This is a genomic window from Paenibacillus sp. B01, from assembly GCF_009649995.1.
In the GTDB taxonomy this organism is placed as follows: domain Bacteria; phylum Bacillota; class Bacilli; order Paenibacillales; family Paenibacillaceae; genus Paenibacillus_O; species Paenibacillus_O pasadenensis.
Genome location: NZ_CP045802.1, coordinates 1359720 through 1379795, shown reverse-complemented (window position 1 = coordinate 1379795; position 20076 = coordinate 1359720). Strand labels below are relative to the sequence as shown.

At 66.7% G+C, this 20076-nt stretch carries 15 protein-coding genes; 4 read left to right on the top strand and 11 right to left on the bottom strand.

Annotation, left to right across the window (positions count from 1 at the left end; translation table 11 throughout):
- Positions 1–94 precede the first annotated feature (94 nt).
- The 3 genes from GE073_RS06025 to GE073_RS06015 all read right to left on the bottom strand — a co-directional run bounded on the left by GE073_RS06025 (position 95) and on the right by GE073_RS06015 (position 4106).
- Positions 95–1453: an extracellular solute-binding protein gene (locus GE073_RS06025; RefSeq protein WP_153783036.1), complete on the bottom strand. Its 1359-nt coding sequence runs from the start codon at positions 1451–1453 to the stop codon at positions 95–97.
- A gap of 110 nt (positions 1454–1563) precedes the next feature.
- A complete protein-coding gene (locus tag GE073_RS06020; protein WP_153783035.1) occupies positions 1564–2355 on the bottom strand; it encodes a response regulator transcription factor in 792 nt (263 codons plus the stop codon).
- Positions 2352–4106, bottom strand: a complete 1755-nt coding sequence (locus GE073_RS06015) for a cache domain-containing sensor histidine kinase (protein ID WP_153783034.1) — start codon at positions 4104–4106, stop codon at positions 2352–2354. The genes GE073_RS06020 and GE073_RS06015 overlap by 4 nt, the downstream gene beginning before the upstream one ends.
- Before the next feature lie 474 nt (positions 4107–4580).
- Between GE073_RS06015 and GE073_RS06010 the strand changes: the two genes are divergently transcribed.
- Together GE073_RS06010 and GE073_RS06005 are read left to right on the top strand one after the other, a co-directional pair.
- Positions 4581–5567 (top strand): glycoside hydrolase family 5 protein, encoded by a 987-nt coding sequence (locus GE073_RS06010; RefSeq protein ID WP_028597898.1) that lies wholly within the window; start codon positions 4581–4583, stop codon positions 5565–5567.
- Between the two features lie 93 nt (positions 5568–5660).
- Positions 5661–6530 (top strand): AraC family transcriptional regulator, encoded by an 870-nt coding sequence (locus GE073_RS06005; protein ID WP_153783033.1) that lies wholly within the window; start codon positions 5661–5663, stop codon positions 6528–6530.
- A 184-nt stretch (positions 6531–6714) separates the two neighbouring features.
- Here the strand turns inward: GE073_RS06005 and GE073_RS06000 are convergent, their stop codons facing one another.
- From GE073_RS06000 to GE073_RS05985, 4 genes are all read right to left on the bottom strand, one after another.
- Complete coding sequence (locus tag GE073_RS06000) at positions 6715–7881, bottom strand: Gfo/Idh/MocA family protein (RefSeq protein ID WP_153783032.1); 1167 nt, start codon at positions 7879–7881, stop codon at positions 6715–6717.
- A 138-nt stretch (positions 7882–8019) separates the two neighbouring features.
- Positions 8020–9840: a glycerol-3-phosphate dehydrogenase/oxidase gene (locus GE073_RS05995; RefSeq protein WP_153783031.1), complete on the bottom strand. Its 1821-nt coding sequence runs from the start codon at positions 9838–9840 to the stop codon at positions 8020–8022.
- A 194-nt stretch (positions 9841–10034) separates the two neighbouring features.
- Complete coding sequence (gene glpK / locus GE073_RS05990) at positions 10035–11531, bottom strand: glycerol kinase GlpK (protein ID WP_153783030.1); 1497 nt, start codon at positions 11529–11531, stop codon at positions 10035–10037.
- Between the two features lie 13 nt (positions 11532–11544).
- Positions 11545–12114: a glycerol-3-phosphate responsive antiterminator gene (locus GE073_RS05985; protein WP_153783029.1), complete on the bottom strand. Its 570-nt coding sequence runs from the start codon at positions 12112–12114 to the stop codon at positions 11545–11547.
- A gap of 159 nt (positions 12115–12273) precedes the next feature.
- Here GE073_RS05985 and GE073_RS05980 point away from each other — a divergent pair, with 159 nt between their 5' ends.
- On the top strand, positions 12274–13662 hold the full coding sequence (locus GE073_RS05980; RefSeq protein WP_228551315.1) for a cytochrome P450: 1389 nt from the start codon (positions 12274–12276) through the stop codon (positions 13660–13662).
- Between the two features lie 416 nt (positions 13663–14078).
- On the opposite strand, the gene GE073_RS05975 is transcribed toward GE073_RS05980, so the two are convergent.
- Genes GE073_RS05975 through GE073_RS05965 form a run of 3 tightly spaced genes read right to left on the bottom strand, consistent with a single transcriptional unit; the run spans position 14079 to position 17023 of the window.
- The gene (locus GE073_RS05975) at positions 14079–14723 is read right to left on the bottom strand and encodes a bifunctional 4-hydroxy-2-oxoglutarate aldolase/2-dehydro-3-deoxy-phosphogluconate aldolase (protein ID WP_153783028.1); all 645 of its coding nucleotides are present in this window, start codon (positions 14721–14723) and stop codon (positions 14079–14081) included.
- Entirely contained in the window at positions 14720–16042 is a 1323-nt protein-coding gene (gene mutY, locus GE073_RS05970) for an A/G-specific adenine glycosylase (RefSeq protein ID WP_153783027.1), read from the bottom strand. Before mutY ends, GE073_RS05975 begins: the two co-directional genes overlap by 4 nt.
- 12 nt (positions 16043–16054) lie before the next feature.
- Positions 16055–17023 (bottom strand): helix-turn-helix transcriptional regulator, encoded by a 969-nt coding sequence (locus tag GE073_RS05965; protein WP_228551313.1) that lies wholly within the window; start codon positions 17021–17023, stop codon positions 16055–16057.
- A gap of 121 nt (positions 17024–17144) precedes the next feature.
- Between GE073_RS05965 and GE073_RS05960 the strand changes: the two genes are divergently transcribed.
- Positions 17145–17483, top strand: a complete 339-nt coding sequence (locus GE073_RS05960) for a c-type cytochrome (RefSeq protein ID WP_153783025.1) — start codon at positions 17145–17147, stop codon at positions 17481–17483.
- A gap of 1037 nt (positions 17484–18520) precedes the next feature.
- Here the strand turns inward: GE073_RS05960 and GE073_RS05955 are convergent.
- Positions 18521–20074: an ATP-grasp domain-containing protein gene (locus GE073_RS05955; RefSeq protein ID WP_153783024.1), complete on the bottom strand. Its 1554-nt coding sequence runs from the start codon at positions 20072–20074 to the stop codon at positions 18521–18523.
- Positions 20075–20076: the final 2 nt, after the last annotated feature.

Here is a 20076-nt window from a genome sequence, read left to right as displayed (position 1 = left end):
CAGGTTCGGGCAGGCGGTGCGGCGGCAAGCGAAGAGGAGGACCTGCGCCCGCCTCGCGGGACAGGTCCTCCTCGGAGGCCGCGCGGCTGCGGAATCAGCCTGCGTCCTGCTTCAGCGCCTCTTCATGCTGCTTGGCGAAGTCCTCCGGCGTCACTTCCTTGCCGAACAGCGCCTGGATCATGTTCAGGTGGACCTGCGCGACGGCCGGGCTCATCTGCACGTCCGCGAACAGCGTGATGTTGCTGGCTTTGCCGAGCTCGTTCAGGATGTCGATATACATCTGCGGCAGATCGACCTTGGACGTGTCGACCTTGGTCGCCGGGATGACGCCCGCCTTGGTGACCGACTGCTCGCCCCATTTCTCGACGAAGAACTTGACGAACTTCTTGGACTCTTCCTTGACCTTGGAGTTCTCGGCGACGAACAGCCCTACGCCCGGTCCGCCGACCCAGCTGTCGATGTCGCCCTTGCCGCCCTCGATCGTTGGGAACTTGAAGAAGCCGACCTGGTCGCGGAACTCCTGCGGGATGGACTCGTTCGTCGTGAAGTTCGGCAGCTCCCAGGTGCCCATCAGGTACATGGCCGCCTTGCCGCTCAGGAACTCGGCCTTGCCCTCGTCGTTGGACAGGCCGTTGAAGCCCTTGTTGAAGGCGTTGCCGTCGACGAGCTTGCGCACCTCGTCCGCCGCCTGCACGAGGCTCGGATCCTCGAACGAGCCGGAGCGGTCGATCGCCTTCTTGAGCGTCTCCGCCCCGCCGAGCCGGTCGGCCAGGTACATGTACCAGAGCGAGCCGGTCCAGCGGTCCTTGTTGCCGAGCGCGATCGGCGCGACGCCGTTCTGCTGCAGCGTGTCGACCGCCTTCTGGAAGTCGGCGTACGTCTGCGGCACTTCGAGGTTGTATTTGCTGAAGATCGCCTTGTTGTAGTAGACCGGCGTGATGTTCAGCTCAAGCGGCAGCGCGTACGTCTTGCCGTCCACCGCGTACGCCTCGGTCGTGCCGGAGACGAACGAGTCCTTCAGGCCGCCGGCCAGCGTGTCGTCGAGCGGCGCGAACAGATTGCCTTTGACATAAGGAGTCAGGAACCCCGCCGCCCACGTCATGCCGACATCCGGCAGGTCGTTGGAGGCCGACAGCACCTTGAGCTTGTTCTTGTACTGCTCGTTCTCCAGAATCTCCTGCTTGATCGTCACGTTCGGGTTGTCGGCCTGATATTGGGAAATGATGTCGTTCACGATCATGTTCTGCTGCTTGGAGCTGCCGGCCGGCCACAGATGCATCATCTTGATCGTGATCTTCTCGGCCGAGCCCGAGCCTGCTCCGGCGTTCGCGGCTTCGCCGCCAGCCGAGTTGCCGCCGTTGCCGCCGCTGCCGCCGTTGCCGCCGCAGGCGGTCAGCGCCAGCAGGGACGCCAGCGCGGCCGCGCCCAGCACGGAGGTCGATTTTTTTGCCATGGTGGTGGTTCCTCCCCTTCATCGCTCTTGGATAGCGGTTACATTTCCAATGATAGCGGTTTACCCGGTTTGAAATAAGGTAACGGCGATTAGGGAAAAGTCCGATATTTTCAGGTCTCCTTGCTGTCGGAGAGGCTGCGGCGGTACTGGCTCGGCGTCATGCCCTCGTAATCCTTGAACAGGGTGATGAAATACTTGGCCGTCTGGTAGCCGACCTGCTCGGCGATCTCTCCGACCGGCAGGCCGGTCGAGTAGAGCAGCTTCTTGGCCGCCTGCAGCTTGCTGCGGGCGACGAACTGGCTGAACGTCATGCCGGTCTTGTCCTTAAACAGCGAGCTGAAGTAGCTCGGGTTCAGATGCACATGCTCGGCGACCTCGCGCAAGGTGAGCGGCGTCCGCACGTTGTCCTCGATGAAGCGGATCGCGTCCTGCACCGGCTGCGGCACGAGCCGGTCCTCCTCCTTCAGCTCCGCGAGGCCGAGGTCGACGATCCGCTCCATCGCGCCGAGCCGGCGGCGCTCGAGCGCGATCTCGAGCGCCTGCTCGGCCGCCTCCAGCAGCTTCGCGCGCGTCACCGGCTTGAGCAGATAGTTGACGACGCCGAGCCGGATGCCCTCCTGCGCGTAGTCGAACTCGGAATACCCCGACAGCAGCACCGATACCGGATCGCTGCCCCGCTCCTTGATCGCGCGGATCAGCTCGAGCCCGTTCATCTCCGGCATCCGGATGTCGGTCAGCAGCAGATGGATCGGCCGCTCCGCCGCCAGCTCCAGCGCCTCGTCCCCGTTCTCGGCGGAGAGGATGTCGAAGCGCCCCTCCGCCCAGCCCTCCAGCGTCTTGGCCAGTCCTTGCCTCGTTCTCGGCTCATCGTCGACGATGAGCACGGTCAGCCGGTTTTTCATGCAGTCCCTCCCGGTATGTCGAATCCGACCGTCGTGCCTTCGCCGGGCCTGCTCTCGATGCGCAGTCCGCCCGCCGGCCGATCCTTGTAATAAAGCTGCAGCCGCTTGCTCACGTTGGCGAGCGCCATGCCGCTGCCCTTGCCCTTGCCTTTTCCGGCTCCGTCCGCCGGGCCGCCTGCGCCGAGCGAGTCGCTCAGCGCCTGGACGAGCTCCGCGTCCATGCCCGGACCGTCGTCCTCGACGGCGACCGACCACAGGTCCGGCTCGCCCGCCGGCTCGACCCGCAGCGAGACGGAGCCCGGCCCTTTTTTGGCGCCGACGCCGTGCAGGATCGCGTTCTCGACGAGCGGCTGCAGCAGCAGCTTCGGCATGCGCAGCTCGAGGCTGTCCGGCGGCGCCGAAAGGCTCCACTCGAGGCGGTCGCCGAACCGCAGCTTCATCAGCTGCATGTAGCGCTCCGCATGGTCAAGCTCCTCGCGCAGCGTCACCCACTCGCTGCCGTGCTCGCTGCCGATCGTGTAGCGGAACAGGTCCGACATGGCGACGACGAGATTGGCGAGCTCCTCCTCTTCCTTGTCCTGCAGCGCCCAGAACAGCGCCTCGAGCGTGTTGTACAGGAAGTGGGGATCGATCTGCGCCTGCAGCGCCTTGAGCTCGGTGCGGCTGCGGATGAGCTCCTTCTCGTAGATGACCTGGATCAGGTCGTTCATATGCCCGACGAGCTGGTTGTACGTCTTGGTCAGCTCGTTGATCTCGACGGTCGAGTGGACTTCCGGGCTCGGCCGCAGCTCTCCGAGGCGCGCTCCGCGCATCGTCTTGATGAGCCGCAGGATCGGCCTCGTGATCATCGCGCTCAGGAAAAAGGAGCAGACGAGGCAGATGAGGAAGCCGACCGCGCCCGCCGCGACGATGGCGGTTCGCAGCGCTCCGATGCCTTCCGTGAGGCTTTTCACCGGCGCCAGGATGACGAGCTTCCAGCCCGTCAGCTGGGACGTCTGGCGCACCTGCAGATAGGGCTCCCCGCCGATGTCCAGATTATGGTCGGCCGAGTCCGGCAGCGCCTCCGCCGAGCCGCCGTAATCGGATGTGATGACGCGGCCTTCGCCGTCGAGCAGCGTCATGAACTCGCGGCGCTCCTGCGCCTCGTCGGCGCCGAGGTCGAAGGTGCTGCGCTCGATGCGGACGAGCAGATAGCCCGCGCTCTCGAACGAATGGTCCATCAGCCGCACGCTGCGGACGGCGAGGAAGTACGCCGGGTCCTTCGGATCCTCGCCGATCCACGCCAGCCGGCCGCTGCCGCGATCGGCGAGGGCGATCTGCTCCGGCTGCAGCCGGTCGGTCAGCCGGCTCTCGTCGAGCGGCGACAGGCTGCGGTAGTCGCGGGTGAACAGGTCGAACGAAGCGATGCCGTCGGAATACACCTGCAGCGTGCGCACGCTCTGCAGCAGCGACTGCCGCTGGCCGAGCGTCGAGCGGCGGCCGCGGGACTCCTGCAGCAGCAGCTGCTGCACCTCGGAAGCGGTCATCACCTGGCTGGACAGCATGTCCACCTGGCGGTAAAGCGTTTCCAAGCGGCCGATCGCCTCGATCGCCGTCTGCTGCAGCTGGCGCTCCGCGTTGCTTGTGATGACCGTCGATACCCGGCTGTACGTATAGAAGCCGACGAACAGCAGCACGAGCGCCATAACGAGCACGCAGACGGCGAGAATCTGGTTCCGCAGCGTATTGGCGTTGCGCAGCCGCGTTCTCATAGCGGATCTCCCTTTCGTGAAGTGGCTTGGGCTCGAGGGTGAAGCCGTGACTCATTATAGGAGCAGGCGCTCGCGGGACGCAAGGGGGCGGAAAGGCGAGCCGCATTCGGCGCCTGCGGCATGGAGCCGCGGCAGCTGACGGACTTTTGCCGGCATCCAGCGGGCATGGCGGCTCGCTATGAAAGCTTTTTACAATCTTGTAATCTGTTTGTAATCTTTCCTTCAGCTAGCCTTCATTTAACGGCTTTATAGTAGAGGCAGACCCCCCTTATTCATATATTCTCTCTAGGCCCGCGCCTCGCGCGGGCCGCTTTTTTTTGGAGCGGGGACGCCTTGGCCTGCAAAGCAAACCGCCGCCAAACAAACACCATAAGCAAAGACAAGAAATCCAAACGGATTCCATCTTTATCTTTTTCTGGGCGTGCTATCCTCTACCTATCCCCCCAGCAAAGGAGAGAATTGAAGATGAACAAGATGAAAGCGCTTAAGATGCTGCTCGCCTTGATGACCGCATGGACGCTCCTCGCCGCGATGCCGGGCCTGGAGCGCACCGCCCATGCCGCCTCCGGATTTTATGTCAGCGGCACGACGCTGTACGACGCGAACGGCAAGCCGTTCGTCATGCGCGGCGTGAACTATGCCCATACGTGGTTCAAGAACGACTTGAACACGGCTATCCCGGCGATCGCCGCGACCGGCGCCAATACGGTGCGCGTCGTCCTTTCCAACGGCAGCCAGTACACCAAGGACACCGCCCAAAATGTAAGCGCCATCCTATCGCTGCTCAAGCAGCATAAGATGGTCGCCGTCCTGGAGGTGCATGACGCGACCGGCAGCGACAGCGCCGCCGAGCTGGACAAGGCGGTGAATTACTGGATCGAGATCAAGAACGCGCTGATCGGGCAGGAGAAATACGTCATCCTCAACATCGCCAACGAGTGGTACGGCACCTGGAACGGCAGCGGCTGGGCCAACGGCTACAAAGCCGCCATCCCCAAGCTGCGGAACGCCGGACTGACCCATACGCTCATGGTCGACAGCGCGGGCTGGGGCCAGTATCCGGATTCCATCCGCGATTACGGCCAAAGCGTGCTCGCCGCCGATCCGCAGCGCAACACGATGTTCTCCATCCATATGTACGAGTATGCCGGCGGCAACGCGCAGACGATTAAGACGAACATCGACAACGTGCTGAACAAGGGGCTGTGCCTGACGATCGGCGAATTCGGCCAGTACCATACGAACGGCGACGTGGACGAGCCGACCATCCTCAGCTACGCGCAGCAAAAGAAGGTCGGCTGGACGGCCTGGTCCTGGCACGGCAACGGCTCGAGCTACGCCTACCTCGATCTCGCCCATAGCGCAGGCGGCGGCCTGACCGACTGGGGCAATACGGTCGTGTATGGCTTGAACAACGCGAACGGCATCAAGCAGACGAGCGTGAAGGCAAGCGTGTACTGAAGCCGACCCCGCCCTTGCCTCCCTTCGGACGGCTCGCTATCATGAGGAGAGCAAGGCCGCATCGGCAGCGGCCGCCCGAAGGGAGGACGCTTCATGCCCTATGAGGAAGGCACCGGCTTGAACGAGTCGCCGCTTTACTTCGCCTATCGCCGCGTCAGCTCCGGCTATCCGCATACGGAGACGTTCCACTCGCATCGGGGCATGGAGGTGCTGCTCGTCCACGAGGGATGGGGAACGCTGATCGTCGGCAACGTCAGCTACGCGATCCGTCCCGGCATGGTGTGCGTGTTCCAGCCCTACCAGCTCCATCATCTGAAGCTGGAGCACGGGGACGGCGGACGGTTCGAGCGCTCGCTGGCGATATTCGAGCCGACGCTGTTCGAGGCTTATTTCGAGCCGTGGCCCGCCCTGCATGCGTTTTACGGCGCGTTGTCCAACAGCCGGCTGCCGTCGCCCTGCCTATATGGAGCCGAGGAAGCGGGATTGGCGGAGCTGTTCCGCGACATGCGGTGCAGGCTCGATCGCCTGACGGAAGCCGAGCAGCTCGAGGAGATCTCGCTTTTTCTCGTGCAGCTGTTCCGCGTCCTGAAGGAGGCCTGGCGGCAAGAAGCCGCTCCGGCCGCTCCGCTGCCTTCCCGCAGCCAGCACCATGCCGAGCGCGTCCTCGACTGGATCGAGCAGCGCTATGCCGAGCGGTTCCAGCTCGAGGAGCTGGCCCGCGACCTTCATCTGTCTCCCCATCATCTGTCCCATCTGTTCAAGGAGGCGGTCGGCATCAGCATCACCGAGTACATGACGACGAGGCGGATGCACCAGGCGGTCAAGCTGCTCACGTCGACGGGCAAGCCGGTCGCGCTCGTTGCGGAGGAGGTCGGGTTTACGAACGCCTCCTATTTCTGCAAGCTGTTCAAGTCCCGCATGGGCGCGACGCCGCATCAGTACCGCTTGCGCGCCTCCCGCTAGCCGCAGCCGCCTTGCCCGGCCCAAAAGACGAACAAGCCCGGCCCCCGCATGAAGCGGAGGCCGGGCTTGCTGCGCGGCATGGAGGAATGCTGCCCTCGCCTGCCGGGAAGAGGGGGGCGCTTGGCGATCTGGGGGCTGGGGGCTGTGGCCTGGGGGCTGCGGTCTGTGCGGGCGCAAGGCAGCCTTACGGCCCGTTCTTCGGCTCGAGCGGACTGCCGGTCGTAATGCCGATGTCCGCGAAGTTCTCGACGGAGCTTTTCTTCTCGTGAAAACGAGGCGCATGGCGCAAGACGCCTTCCCGCGTATAGAACGGATCGTCCGGCTGCAGCGGCAGCCGCGCGGCCTCGCCGGTAGCGGCCGACTTGTAGATGGCCGTGATCAGCTCCAGCGCCGCCCGGCCGTCCTCCGCCCCGACAAGCGGCTGCACGCCGGCCTCGATCGCGCTCAGCACGTCGTCGATCTGGCCCGCATGGCCTTCATGGGCGAGGCTCGGCAGGCTTTCGTAATGGCGGCACAGCTTCTCCTCGAGCTCGCGGTTCGGCTCGGGAAAGCCATTCGCGCGAGAGGTCGAGGCGACGGCCTTCCACGGCGCGGAGACGCGGGCGTTCGTTCCCTGGAACACGAGCTGCTGCTCCTCCCCGTGATGGACGACCGAGCTGGCGATCTGGCCGAGCGTGCCGTCGGGATAGCGGAGCATCGCGATCGACAGATCCTCGACCTCGGCATTGTCATGGGCGACGTTGCCCATGAACGCCATCACCTCGCTCGGGCGGCCGCGCATCCAGAGCAGCGCGTCGATATGGTGGACGGCATGGTTGAGCGTCGGCCCGCCGCCTTCCTTTTCCCATGTCCCGCGCCACCACAGATCGTAATAGCTATGCCCCCGCCACCAATAGGAATCCGCCTGGGCGTGCAGGATCCGGCCGGCGAGGCCGCTGTCCAGAACGGACTTCAGCTTCATCATCGGATCGCGGAACCGGTTCTGCGCGACGACGGAAACGAGGCGTCCCGCTTGCCGCGCCGCGTCCGCGATCCGGTCGCATTCCTCGAGGGAAGCGGCCATCGGCTTCTCGATCAGGACGTCGCTGCCCGCGCGCAGGAAGTGGATCGCAGTCTCGGCATGCGTGTACGGCGGCGTGCAGACGGAGACGAGATCGAGGTGCATGCCGCCCAGCTCGCGCCAGTCGGAGACGACTTTTGCGTCGAGGCCGTACCGGTCGGCTCGGGCTTGCGCCTTCTCGGGATAGAGATCGCAGATCGCGACGATGCGGCAGCGCTCCGGGAAGCGCAGATAGCCTTCGATATGCGCGGCGGAGATCGCGCCGGCGCCGATGATCGCAACGTTCAACATAGGTCAGCCCTCCTGGGATGGTTCGAATCGCTTGATCGCTTTCCTCCCAAGCATAGCGGGGCCGAGCATGCGGCAGTCGGCTGCGGTTGCGGAAAAAATAACGCTCTGTTGCGGAGCGCCGCCTCGGAGCGGCGGCGGTCAGCGTCCGGGCTCGATCGCGTTCTCCAGCTCCCGGTCGAGGTCGGCCGCGCCGGCGCGCAGCTGCTCGTCCGTCCAGCCAAGCTCGCGCGCCATGAAGCGCAGTACCGGCTCGCGCCAGCGGAGCGCCGCCGCCCGGTCGAACAGCGAGAGGCCGGTGCGGCGGACGAGGAAGTCCGCCGGCCGCGCCGCCATCTCGCTGCGCAGCGCATAGCGCAGCTCGGCCATCAGCGCGCGCGGCAGCCCGGCTGCGCTCGCGGACGCCTCGTCCGGCAGCTCCGCCAGCACCGCGGCGGCGTTGCTGCCGTAGCGGGCGGCGATGCGCCGCGCGTCCTCCTCGGCGAGGCCGAGCGACATGCCGCGCGCCGCGGCCGCCTCCACCGCGGCCGGCAGTCCGGCCGAGCCGCCGACGTCGCCGCCGGAGACGGGCAGCGTGCGCGTGCGGCTGCGGCCGAACGGGCCGCGCCCGGCGCGCTCCAGCTCGCGGACGACGAGGTCCGTCACCGTCTCCGCCATCTTGCGGTAGCCGGTCAGCTTGCCGCCCGCGATCGTGAGCAGTCCCGAGTCGGAGCGGAAGATCTCGTCGCGCCGCGAGATCTCGGACGGATTTTTGCCTTCCTCGAAGATCAGCGGCCGCAGCCCCGCCCAGCTGGACTCGACGTCGGCCGCCGTCAGCCGCAGCTCCGGGAACATCGCCGCCGCCGCGTCGACGATGTAGCGCCGGTCCTCCTCCGTCATGCGGGGATGGATCGGATCGCCCTCGTAGTCCGTGTCGGTCGTGCCGACGTACGTCTTGCCGTCGCGCGGAATCGCGAACATCATGCGGCCGTCCGGCGTGTCGAAATAGACCGCCTGGCGCAGCGGGAAGCGCGCGCCGTCGAAGACGAGATGCACGCCCTTGGTCAGCCGCAGCGTCTTGCCCTGCCGCGAGCCGTCCAGCTCGCGGATGCCGTCCACCCAAGGTCCGGCGGCGTTCACGATGACGCGTGCGCGCACGTCGAAGGCGCCGCCGCCGAGCCGGTCGACCGCGCGGATGCCGCTCAGCCGGCCCCGGGCCGCCGAGCCCGCGGATGCCGAGCCGCTTCTGGACGCAGCGGCGCCGGATGGCCGCGCTCCGCTGCCTTCAGCGCCGATGCCGTCAACGCCGCCGTCGTACAGCAGCCCCTCGGCCTTGACGTAGTTGACGGCGCAGGCGCCGAGCTCCGCCGCCTTTTTGGCGACCTCGATCGTCAGCCGTGCGTCGTCGGTGCGGTACTCGACATAGCTGCCTCCGCCGAGCAGTCCGTCCCGCCGCAGCAGCGGCTCCAGCTCCGCCGTCGCCTCCGCGCCGAGCATACGCCGCCGCTCCCGCAGCTTGACGCCGGCGAGCCGGTCGTACAGCGCGAGGCCGAGCGAGGTCGACCAGCGGCCGAACGTGCCGCCCCGGTAGATCGGCAGCAGCATGCGCTCCGGCACGGTCACATGCGGGCCGTTCTCGTACACGATCGCCCGCTCGCGCCCGACCTCGGCGACCATCCGCACCTCCAGCTGCTTGAGATAGCGGAGCCCGCCGTGCACGAGCTTCGTCGAGCGGCTCGACGTGCCGGCGGCGAAGTCCTGCATCTCCACGAGCGCCGTCTTGAGCCCCCGCGACGCGGCATCGAGCGCGATGCCGGCCCCCGTGATGCCGCCGCCGATGACGAGCAGGTCCCAGGTCTCGTCCTGCAGCCGCGACAGCAGCCGCTCCCGCTCCAGCGCGGAGAATGCCGGCGCGCGGCCTCCCGCCGCCGTTCCTTGCTCCCTTGCCGTTCCCCTTTGCCCTTCCGATCCGTTTCTCTCCATCTGTCCGTCCTCGCTTTCCCGCCCGCCGCCGCTTTGCCCCCGAGAGCCCCGCTCCCCGTCCCCAGGCATGAAAAAACGCCGCAAGGAACCGCGGCCGGCCTGCATTCCTGCAGGCGGTCCGGTCCTTGCGGCGTTCTCCCGTTCTCAGCGCCGAGCGTATCAACTTGTTGCTACAAGCGTACCAGATGATGGCGCTATTGAAAAGCCCTCGCGGCAGCGACCGCTTTTTTCCAGCCTGCGTACAGCTCCTCGCGGCGGCCTGGCTCCATGGCGGGGCGGAAGCGCCGCTCCATGCTCCAGATCGCTCTGAGCTCCTCGAGATCCTGCCAGTAGCCCGAGGCGAGACCGGCCAGATAGGCCGCTCCGAGCACGGTCGTCTCGTTGATCTCGGGCCGCTCGACCGGCACGCCGAGGATGTCGCTCTGGAACTGCATGAGGAAGCCGTTCTTGACGACGCCTCCGTCGACGCGAAGCGAGCTCAGCCGCATGCCGGAGTCCTCCTCCATGACGGCGAGCACGTCGCGGGTCTGGTAGGCGAGCGACTCCAGCACGGCCCGTACGAAATGCTCCTTCTCCGCGCCGCTCGTCAGCCCGAATACCGCTCCGCGCGTCTCGCTGTCCCAGTACGGCGTGCCGAGCCCGACGAACGCCGGCACGACGTAGACGCCCTTGGTCGAGTCGACGCGCATCGCGTACAGCTCGCTGTCCTTGGCGGCCTTGAGCATGCGCATGCCGTCGCGCAGCCATTGCACGGCCGAGCCGGCGACGAACACGCTTCCCTCGAGCGCGTACTGCGCCGGGCCGCCGTCCGCGCTGCAGGCGAGCGTCGTCAGCAAGCCATGCGCCGAGGCGATCGCCCTGGACCCGGTGTTCATCAGCATGAAGCAGCCGGTGCCGTACGTGTTCTTGGCCATGCCTTCCTCGAAGCAGGCCTGCCCGAACAGCGCCGCCTGCTGGTCGCCCGCGACGCCGCAGATCGGGATGCGGCAGCCGAAGAAATGCGCCTCGCTCGTCTCGCCGAAGCTGCCCGAGGACGGCCGCGCCTCCGGCAGCATCGCCTCCGGCACGCCGAGGATGCCGAGCAGCTCCGCGTCCCACTTCAGCTCATGGATGTTGAACAGCAGCGTGCGCGAGGCGTTGGTGTAGTCGGTCGCGTGCACCGCTCCTCCCGTCAGCTTCCAGACGAGCCAGGCGTCGATCGTGCCGAACAGCAGCTCGCCGCGCTCCGCCCGCTCCCGCGAGCCTTCCACATGGTCGAGGATCCACTTGATCTTGGTGCCGGAAAAATAAGGGTCGAGCAGCAAGCCGGTCTTGCTGCGGAACGCATCCTCGTGCCCCGCCTCGCGCAGCTCCTGGCAGATGCCCGCCGTCTGGCGCGACTGCCAGACGATCGCGCGATGGATCGGATAGCCCGTCGCCCGGTCCCAGACGACGGCCGTCTCGCGCTGGTTGGTGATGCCGATCGCCCCGATCTGATCCGGGCGCAGCTGCGCCTTGGACAGCGCCGCGGCGATGACGCCGAGCACCGACACCCAGATCTCGCTGGCGTCATGCTCGACCCAGCCCGGCTGCGGATAGTGCTGGCGGATCTCCTCCTGCGCGGACGCGACGAACTCGCCGCCGCGGCCGATGATGACCGCGCGGCTGCTCGTCGTGCCCTGGTCGATGGACAGGATGTAGGTATCGCTCACGGTGGATCTCCTCCTAGGGGTTGGATGATGCCTCGAACTGCTTCCAGAGCGGCTCGCGCGAGGTCGTCACCGCCGAGGCGCCGGCCGCCAGCGCCGCCTCGACCTCAGTGGCCGTGCGGACGAGCCCGCCCGCAAGCACCGGCAGTCCGGTCCGCTCGCGCACCTCGGCGATGAGGCCGGGCAGGATGCCCGGCAGCACCTCGATGCAGTCCGGCTGCGAGCGGGCCAGCAGCGCGTAGCTTTTTTCCAAAGCGCCGCTGTCGAGCAGGAAGATCCTCTGGATCGCCAGCAAGCCGTTCTGCTTCGTCTTGGCGATGACGCTCGCCCGCGTCGACAGCAGGCCGGCGGGACGGATCGTCTGGCAGAGGAACTCGGCCGCCGCCTCGTCGTTCTTGAGCCCCTCGATCAGGTCGGCATGGATGAACAGCCGCTTGCCGTGCGCGGCGGCGAGATCGGCGGCGGGCTTCAGCCGGCTGACGTGGCTGTCCAGCAGGATGAGATGCGTGTAGGACGAGCGGAGCAGCCGCTCCAGCTGCTTCATGCTCCGTGCGGCCGGCAGCACGGGCTGGGATGGAAATGTCATGCGCGCCTCTCCTTCCTTCGCCTTCTGCACGATTGTATCGGGCCGTTGGAAGCGATGTCAACCGCTCGTCTGCGCCCGGGCGGCGTATGCTTCCGCGCGCGCTTGCCGATGCTTGCAAGGAGGCCCTTGCGGGTAAGGAGCACCAGAGGAGGAATCGCCATGGACAACGCCAAGCCGCTTGCGCGGGAGGAAGGACTGGACCACACGCTCGCCCTGCTGAGAGAGGGCTACCGCTTCGGCCAGAATCGGGCGGACGCCTTCCAGTCGGATGCGTTCGAGACGAGGCTGCTGGGAGAAAAGGCGCTCGTCCTGCGCGGCGAAGAGGCGGCGCGCTTCTTTTACGACAGCGGCAAGCTCGTCCGCAGCGGCGCCATGCCGAAGCGCGTGCAGAAGACGCTGACCGGCGAGCAGGGCGTGCAGTCGCTCGACGGAGCCGAGCATCGCCATCGCAAGGCGATGTTCATGTCGCTCATGAATCGCGGGGCGCTGCGCGAGATGCGGGAGATCGTCTCCCGCGAGTGGATGCTGGCCGCAGGCCGCTGGGAGGGACGCGGGGAGATCGAGCTGTACGAGGAGGCCAAGCTGCTGCTGGCCCGCGCCGCCTGCGCCTGGGCCGGCGTGCCGGTCGACTCCGAGGACGCTCCGCGGCTCGCCGAGACGCTCGGCGCGATGTACGAGGCTCCGGCCTCGCTCGGCCTCGCCTACGTCAAGGGCCGCCGGAGCCGCCGCCAAGGCGAGAAGCGGTTCGCCGCCCTGATCGAGGACGTGCGCGAGGGCAGGCTGGATGCGCGCGAAGGCTCCGCGCTGCGGACGATCGCGCTGCATCGCGATCTGCAGGGCCAGCCGCTGCCGGCGCGGATCGCCGCCGTCGAGTTGCTCAACATCCTGCGGCCGATCGTCGCCGTCGCGGTCTATGTCGCTTTTACCGCGCATGCCGTCATCCATCACCCGGAGGAAGCCGCCCGATTGGCGCGGGAGGAGGAGGAGCGGCAGGGCCAAGAGCCGGAATCGATCGCGGAGGTCGGCGGCCCTCGCGGATTGGCTGCGGAATCGATGCCTGACCACGGCGGCCCTCGCGGATCGGCTGCGGAATCGATGCCCGGGAAGCGCGAGGAGCGGCTCCAGCGGTTCGTGCAGGAGGTCCGGCGCTTCTATCCGTTTTTCCCGGTGGCCGCAGCGCGCGCCGGAGAACCTGCCGAATGGGCCGGCTTCCAGCTGGAAGCCGGACAGCTCGTCATGCTTGACCTTTACGCCACGAACCGCCATCCGGCGCTGTGGTCCGATCCGGAGTCGTTCCAGCCGGAGCGCTTCGCCGGATGGCAGGGCAGTCCGTTCAAGTTCGTTCCCCAGGGCGGGGGCGGCCACGATGCCGGCCACCGCTGCGCAGGCGAGTGGATCACGCTCGAGATCATGAAGGAAAGCCTCGATTTCCTCGCGAACCGGCTTGCCTACGAGCTGCCGGAGCAGGATCTGAGCTTCAGCCTCGGCGACATCCCTTCCTTGCCGCATAGCCGCGTCCGGCTGCGGAGCGTGCGGCTGGAGCGCTGACGGCCCGGCGAAGCGCGTGCGGCTGAGCTCTGGCGGTCCGATGCAGAGCACGCGGCGGCTGCGCCGGCGATACGGCGTAGAGCACGCGGCGGCTGCGCTGGCGATACGGTTCGGAGCTGCACCGTTGCAAAAAAGCCTTGCCCGTTGAACGGGCAAGGCTTTTTTGCGTGACCATCGTTTGTGCTTTCATCGCTGGACCGCACGCACAGCACGCGTCAAGAAGGCAGTTTCGACCCCGTCGTCGCATGCTGCACGCCCAGCTCGCCCGCCTTGAGCCAGGCCTCCCCGGACTGTCTAGCCCTATAGGGCGAAGACGAGCAGGCTTTGCCGATCCGGCCGCGGCGTATCCATAAGGACATCGCATCTTGCGCCCGCATGCTCCATCCAACCGGCCGCGGCCAAGCCGCGCGGCCGTCCTAAGCTTGCGGCTCCGCCGCGCGTACGGCCGCGACGAACTCGGCGGCGCGGCGCTCCATCTCCTCGAACCGCCCTTCGCGGGCCAGCTGGAGCTGGACGAGCTTGCTGCCGAGTCCGACGGCGTCCGCTCCCGCACGCAGGTAGTCGCCGATATTGTCCAGGTCGACGCCGCCGGTCGCCATCATCGGGATATGATCCAGCGGCGCCTTCAGCTCCTGCAGGTAGCGGTGCCCGAGCGAGCCCATCGGAAAGATCTTGACCGCCTCGGCGCCGGCCTTCCAGGCGCGGACGATTTCCGTCGGCGTCATGACGCCCGGCCAGACGGAGACGCCGCGGCTCGCGCCGTACTCGACGACCGCTTCGTCGAGATTCGGGGAGATGAGGAACTCGGCCCCGGCCGCCACCGCCTCGCGCGCCATCCGCTCGTCGAGCACGGTCCCCGCGCCGACATGCGCCTGTCCGTCCAGCCGCTCCCGCCAGCGGGCGAGGATCGGCAGCGCCCCCTCCGTGTTGAGCGTCACTTCCATCAAGCGGATGCCCCCGGCCGCAAGCGCGCGAGCCGCCCCGTCGGCCTCCTCCCGTCCGATGCCGCGGAAGATCGCGACGATCTTTTCCCTTTTCAGCGTATCCAGCAGCAGGCTCATCCTTCGTCCTCCTCTTCCCCGATCGAGTCCCAGTAGTCGTACAGAATCTTGGCGAACAGGTTCGGAAAAGCAAACTCCCGCATCTGCCCCCGGCCGATCCAGACGTAGCCTGCGGGCAGCTGCGGCTCCGCGTCGGCGGCTGCCGCTTCATAGAGGGCGGCAGCCGTCTCGCCCTCGGCCGCGATGCTCGCCGCGCCGAGGGCAGCCGCTCCGCCGCCGGCAGCCGGCAAGCGCAGCCGCGCTGCCGCTCGGCGCTCGGAGTATGCGCCGAGGTCAAGCTCCGCCGCATACACGCGCATCAGCCAGTGCAGGTGGCTGAACGTATGCTCCTCCGTCGCCTGCCAGCGTCGGGCGACGACGCGCAGTCCCGCCTCCTCCTCCAGCCGGCGCAGCAGCTCGGCGGCATCCGCGGCCTGCCGCTCCACCGGCGGCTGCGCCGCGGCGGCCAGCTTCGCCGCGCGGCCGCGCGGCTTGGCGGCAGGCTCGTCCAGCAGCACATGCGGCAGCTCCCACAGGCTCGCGAGCAGCCCGCTGTCCGGCCGCTGCCGGATGAGCACCTTGCCGGCATGCGCCCCGGAGCCCTCGATGACCGCGGCGAGGCGCAGCTGCGGCTTGGGCGGCTTCGCTTTGGCCTTGACGGGCAGCTCCGTCTCGCGTCCGGCGAGCCGTCCCGCGCAGAGCGCCATGACCGGACAGGTCAGGCAGCCCGGCGTGCGCGGCGTGCAGACGAGCGCTCCGAGCTCCATGAGCGCCTGGTTGAAGTCGCCCGCCGCTCCCTCGGGGATGAGCGAGGCGGCGAGCTTTTCCATGCCGATGCGGGTGGACGGCTTGGCGATGTCCTCGTCGCGGTTGAAGTAGCGCGACAGGACGCGCATCACGTTGCCGTCGACGGCCGGCTCCGGCCGGTTGAACGCGATGCTCATGATCGCTCCGGCCGTGTACGGGCCGACTCCTTTGAGCGCCGATACGGCCTCCTTGTCGTCCGGCACCCGTCCTCCGTGCCGCTCCTTGACCTCGCGCGCTCCGGCCTGCAGGTTGCGGGCGCGCGAATAGTAGCCGAGGCCCTCCCAGTGCTTGAGCACGTCGGCTTCAGGCGCCTCGGCCAGCGCCTCCAGCGTCGGGAAGCGGCCCATGAAGCGCTCGTAATAAGGAATGACGGTATCGACTCGCGTCTGCTGCAGCATGATCTCGGATACCCAGACCCGGTAGGGGTCCCGGTCGCGCCTCCAGGGCAGCGTCCGCTTGCTGGTTCGGTACCAGGCCAGCAGCTCGCGGCTGAAGTACGTTTCCGGCGTATCCGTCTTGGTGGTTGGGTTCATGTCGTTCTCCTTCTAGGCCAGGCTGACGATCTTGCGCGCGATGGAAGGCGGACACGCCTGGGGCTCGTCCAGCCAGGCGAACTCCTCCAGCCAAGGTCCGGCTTCGGGCAAGGCGGGCTGCTGCTTCTCCTGCTGCTCCAGATGCTCCCTGCGCTCGGCCATCAGCTGGCGGTAGCGCCTCGGCGAGAGGCCGATCTGCTGCTTGAACAGGCGGGAAAAATAAGGATTGTTCAAGCCGATCGCGCGCGCCGCCTCCTGCACCGGCAGCTCGCCGCTGTCGAGCAGCTCCCGGGCGTATTCGATCTTCCTCTGGTTGACGTATTGGATCGGCGTCAGCCCTGTCAGGCTGCGGAAATAAGTGATAAAGTAGTTGGGATGGAGATAGGCCAGCTTCGCCAGCTCCTCCACCGTGAGGGCATCCATCAGATGCTCGTCGATATAGCTCAGCACTCCGGACAGCAGCTGCAGCTCCGGATGCTCGGACAGCATCTCGCCTGAGCGCAGGCCCTCCTCCAGGAAAAAGGCGACCAGCTCCATGACGACCGCCCTCGCCTTGAGCTCGTCGGAGAGCGTCCTTCGGCTCCGGCTGTCGGCCAGCTGCCGGAACAGCGTCTTGACCCGCTCCGGATCGTCGACCCGAGAGCGGAGCGGCAGCTTCAGCAGGCGGATGAACTCCGTGCTGCCGGCATCGAGATGGAAGGAGATCCAGTAGAATCGGAACGGCTCTCCGTCCAGCACGGCGCAGCTCGTCTGGATGCCTTCGCGAAAATAGTACAGGCCGCCGGCTTCGGCGACATGCGTGCTTTTGCCCTCCATCTCGATCTCGCAGCGTCCCGTAACGGGCAGGACGAGGCAATGCTGGTCGTGAAGCAGCAGCTCCCCATGCTTCCCCGGCTGCAGCTCGCTGGCCGATGCCATCGAAAACGTGGCATGCAGCTGCCTCAGCCGGTGCCTGATGATAACCGATTCATTCCGATTCATCCGCTCAGCTCCCTGTCCGCAGGTTTGGAATGGGACCATGCAAAAATCCCGTTTCGGGTATTATACGAAATATACTCTAAAATTGAAATCATTCTAAACGAAGGAAGGGGCTTCCATCTTCATGAAAGCAGCCTTGAAAACGGCTTCTGCCGCGCTGCTCCTCGCGCTGCTCGCAGGCTGCGGAAGCGGCGGAGAGCGCGGGGCAACGGCTATCGAAGGTCCCGAGCAGGCGGTCAAGCTGTACAAGCAGAGCTGCATCAGCTGCCACGGCACCGATCTGAAAGGGCGCATGGGGCCGGACACCGATCTCCATGACGTCGGAGCCCGGCTGTCCGAGCCGGAGATTCAGCGCCAGATCGAGCAAGGCGGCGATTCCATGCCCGCCTTCGGCGAGCGGCTGACGGCCGATGAGATCCGCGTCCTGTCGAGCTGGTTGTCCGGCCTCGGCAAAAGCGAGTAGCGGCCCTTCAGGACCATCTCGTTCTCCATGCATGGATGAAGATGATACGAGCGAGCCTTGCCCCGTTTCGCGTTTTTGCCCCCTGCTCACTCATTGCTATGGGGCCTTGAACGAAATCGCGCCCCCGCCGCATGCTTCCATCAGGGCAGCTTGAGCCTATACGAGCCTCGCCGGAACTGCCTAAGACGGTTAAGGAACTCCTTCATCATCTGCAGATTTTCCGGACGAACTCCATCCTGAAGGCGTCTAGACAACTGGAGGATGACTCGGACTCGCGAGGTCCCATTTTCTTCGTAAAAAGCAAACGAGACGAAGCCGGTTCAATCCGGCTTCGTCTCGTTTGCGTAGCAAGCTCCAGTTCTTGATGCGGTTAGGCCGACGGCAAGGGGGTCAGGACCACTGAAGTCAACTGCAAGCAGCTCAAAACTCTTGCGGGTATAAGCATCACGCAGATGCCGGACGACAGTTTAAGCAACCGATTGCTGTTCACGCGATGAGTCCGCTTTACGCTTACGACTCCTGGTACGCTTAGAGGCCCTTTTTTCGCGTTCATGACCAGCTAACGACGCGTCAGACGCTTACACGTCTGCAACGCCCCCATTCAGCTCGTTTTTTCAGACTTTTTTACGGCTAAGCTCGCCACACGTCGTTAGCTCGACTAGCATCCCGATTTCAGCCTTCTAACGAGCTCATTCGTCGTAAGCTTCCTAAGTTGCGGCGAGGGATCCATTTTGGTTGCGGCGAGGGATCCATTTTGGGATGGTGCCGCTTCGGCGACTGCTGCCTGGCGGGCGACTGGAGCCGCTGCTGAAAGCGCTCCGCCTTATTTTCGACTAGCGCTAGGGTTGGGATCAACCGCTTCAAGAGCCAAGGTCCTTTCGCTCCCTGATCGAGCTAGCGCGTCAGATATATGCGAACCAAACCAAGGCCCTTTCGGCTCTCTCGCGCAGCCATTCCGGAAGACCCCATGACGCATAACGCCGTTCTCTCTGTCCATTTCATGACAACCGATTGGAGAACCGGACTGCAGACACGGCCTAGAATGAAAACGACTCCTGCAGCGGCTGCCCGTCGCGAACCGGCTCGCCTTCCGCTGCCTGGCCTGGCCGCGCTCCGGCCGGCGCTTCGGCCGGCGCCAATCCGGCCGGCGCTGCCGCCGCGTCCAGCCCGGCCGCCCCGTCGGCGGCCGCCAGCCGCAGCCGCACGGCGGAGCGGATGCGGCGCACGGCGGCCGCGAGCGCCTGCGGCCGGTCCGCCTCGAGCTGCAGCGTCGAGACGAAGCTCATCGCATTCTGCCCCGCGACGCGCCGCACGACGCTCCCGGCAGGCAGCTCCTGCTCCGCCGCGAGCCGGACGCCGTCGGGCAGCAGTCCCTCCCGCTCATAGCCGGCGTAGACGTACGTCCCGCCGACCCGCGTGCGCGCGTCGTCCTCCAGGTAAAGGCGCATGTTGCAGCGGGCGGACGCCGCTTCCCGCAGCGCCGACGGCGGCAGGCCTTCCGCCGAGCCGTACAGCACGGCGAGCGCCCAGGCGCGCGTCATGTCGATGCCGTACACGTCGCGCAGCTGCGGCACGATGCTCCAGCCGCCGAACCGGGCGGCCGTCTCGATGATGCCGACGCGGCGCCCTTTCAGCAGCTTGACCTCGGTGTGGGTCGGGCAGGTGCGCAGGCCGAGCGCCTCGTTGGCGAGCCGGCACGCCTCCACGATGACCTGCTGCGCCTCGGCATCGAGCGCGGACGGCACGAGATGCGCCGTCTCCGTGAACTCGCTGTGCTGCGGCGCCTTGTCCGTGATCGCCACCGGATGGTAGACGCCGCCCACCATCATGCCCTCCACGGAGACGTAGTCGCCGTACAGCGGGGCCAGTTCGCCGTACCAGTCCTCGGCGCAGCCTTGCATGTACGTCTCGGCGAGGAACAGGCACTCGCCGCCGAACAGCAGCCGGTCCTCCTCCGAGCTGCCGAGGCTCGCCTGCACCTCGCGGAACACCTCCGCCGGATCGCGGCTTCCGTCGAGCCGCGTGACGCCGATCGAGCAGGCCAGATAGGTCGGCTTGAGCACGAGCGGATAGCCGAGCTCGCTCGCCGCGACGGCCAGATCGTCCGCGCCGTAGATCGGCCGGAAGTCCGGGCCGGGCGCTCCGCCGGCGCGGAACGCCCGGCGCATCTCCAGCTTGCCGCGCGCCTGCACCGCGCCTTGAACGCCGGCCGAGCGCAAGCCGAGCCGCTCCGCCGCCTTGGCGACGGACAGCACGATATTTTCCGCGCCGCCGAACAGGATGCCGTCCGCGCCGAACAGGACCGCGGCCTCGGCGATCCGGTCCGCCAGCTGCTCCTCCGTCAGCGTATACGGGCGGGCACCGGTGAACGTGACGCTGGCCGGATGCTCGTAGCCGCCGGGAGGACAGGCGGTGCGCTCCTTGAGCACGCCATGCGCGCAGCGCCCGATGTCCTCCATGTAGCGGGCCGTGACCGCGCTCGGGCGCGGGATGTACACGTAGACGTCCGCCAGCTCCGCGAGCGTCCGGAGGTCCGGCGGCGAGCCCCCTAGATCGGCGACGACGAGCAGCTTCTTCCTCGACCTTTCCATCC

Excerpts from the sequence above, each read along its gene's own strand:
- GE073_RS06025 (WP_153783036.1), bottom strand. The coding sequence starts at position 1,453 with ATGGCAAAAAAATCGACCTCCGTGCTGGGCGCGGCCGCGCTGGCGTCC.
- GE073_RS06020 (WP_153783035.1), bottom strand. The coding sequence starts at position 2,355 with ATGAAAAACCGGCTGACCGTGCTCATCGTCGACGATGAGCCGAGAACG.
- GE073_RS06015 (WP_153783034.1), bottom strand. The coding sequence starts at position 4,106 with ATGAGAACGCGGCTGCGCAACGCCAATACGCTGCGGAACCAGATTCTC.
- GE073_RS06010 (WP_028597898.1), top strand. The coding sequence starts at position 4,581 with ATGAAAGCGCTTAAGATGCTGCTCGCCTTGATGACCGCATGGACGCTC.
- GE073_RS06005 (WP_153783033.1), top strand. The coding sequence starts at position 5,661 with ATGCCCTATGAGGAAGGCACCGGCTTGAACGAGTCGCCGCTTTACTTC.
- GE073_RS06000 (WP_153783032.1), bottom strand. The coding sequence starts at position 7,881 with ATGTTGAACGTTGCGATCATCGGCGCCGGCGCGATCTCCGCCGCGCAT.
- GE073_RS05995 (WP_153783031.1), bottom strand. The coding sequence starts at position 9,840 with ATGGAGAGAAACGGATCGGAAGGGCAAAGGGGAACGGCAAGGGAGCAA.
- GE073_RS05985 (WP_153783029.1), bottom strand. The coding sequence starts at position 12,114 with ATGACATTTCCATCCCAGCCCGTGCTGCCGGCCGCACGGAGCATGAAG.
- GE073_RS05980 (WP_228551315.1), top strand. The coding sequence starts at position 12,274 with ATGGACAACGCCAAGCCGCTTGCGCGGGAGGAAGGACTGGACCACACG.
- GE073_RS05975 (WP_153783028.1), bottom strand. The coding sequence starts at position 14,723 with ATGAGCCTGCTGCTGGATACGCTGAAAAGGGAAAAGATCGTCGCGATC.
- mutY (WP_153783027.1), bottom strand. The coding sequence starts at position 16,042 with ATGAACCCAACCACCAAGACGGATACGCCGGAAACGTACTTCAGCCGC.
- GE073_RS05965 (WP_228551313.1), bottom strand. The coding sequence starts at position 17,023 with ATGAATCGGAATGAATCGGTTATCATCAGGCACCGGCTGAGGCAGCTG.
- GE073_RS05960 (WP_153783025.1), top strand. The coding sequence starts at position 17,145 with ATGAAAGCAGCCTTGAAAACGGCTTCTGCCGCGCTGCTCCTCGCGCTG.
- GE073_RS05955 (WP_153783024.1), bottom strand. The coding sequence starts at position 20,074 with ATGGAAAGGTCGAGGAAGAAGCTGCTCGTCGTCGCCGATCTAGGGGGC.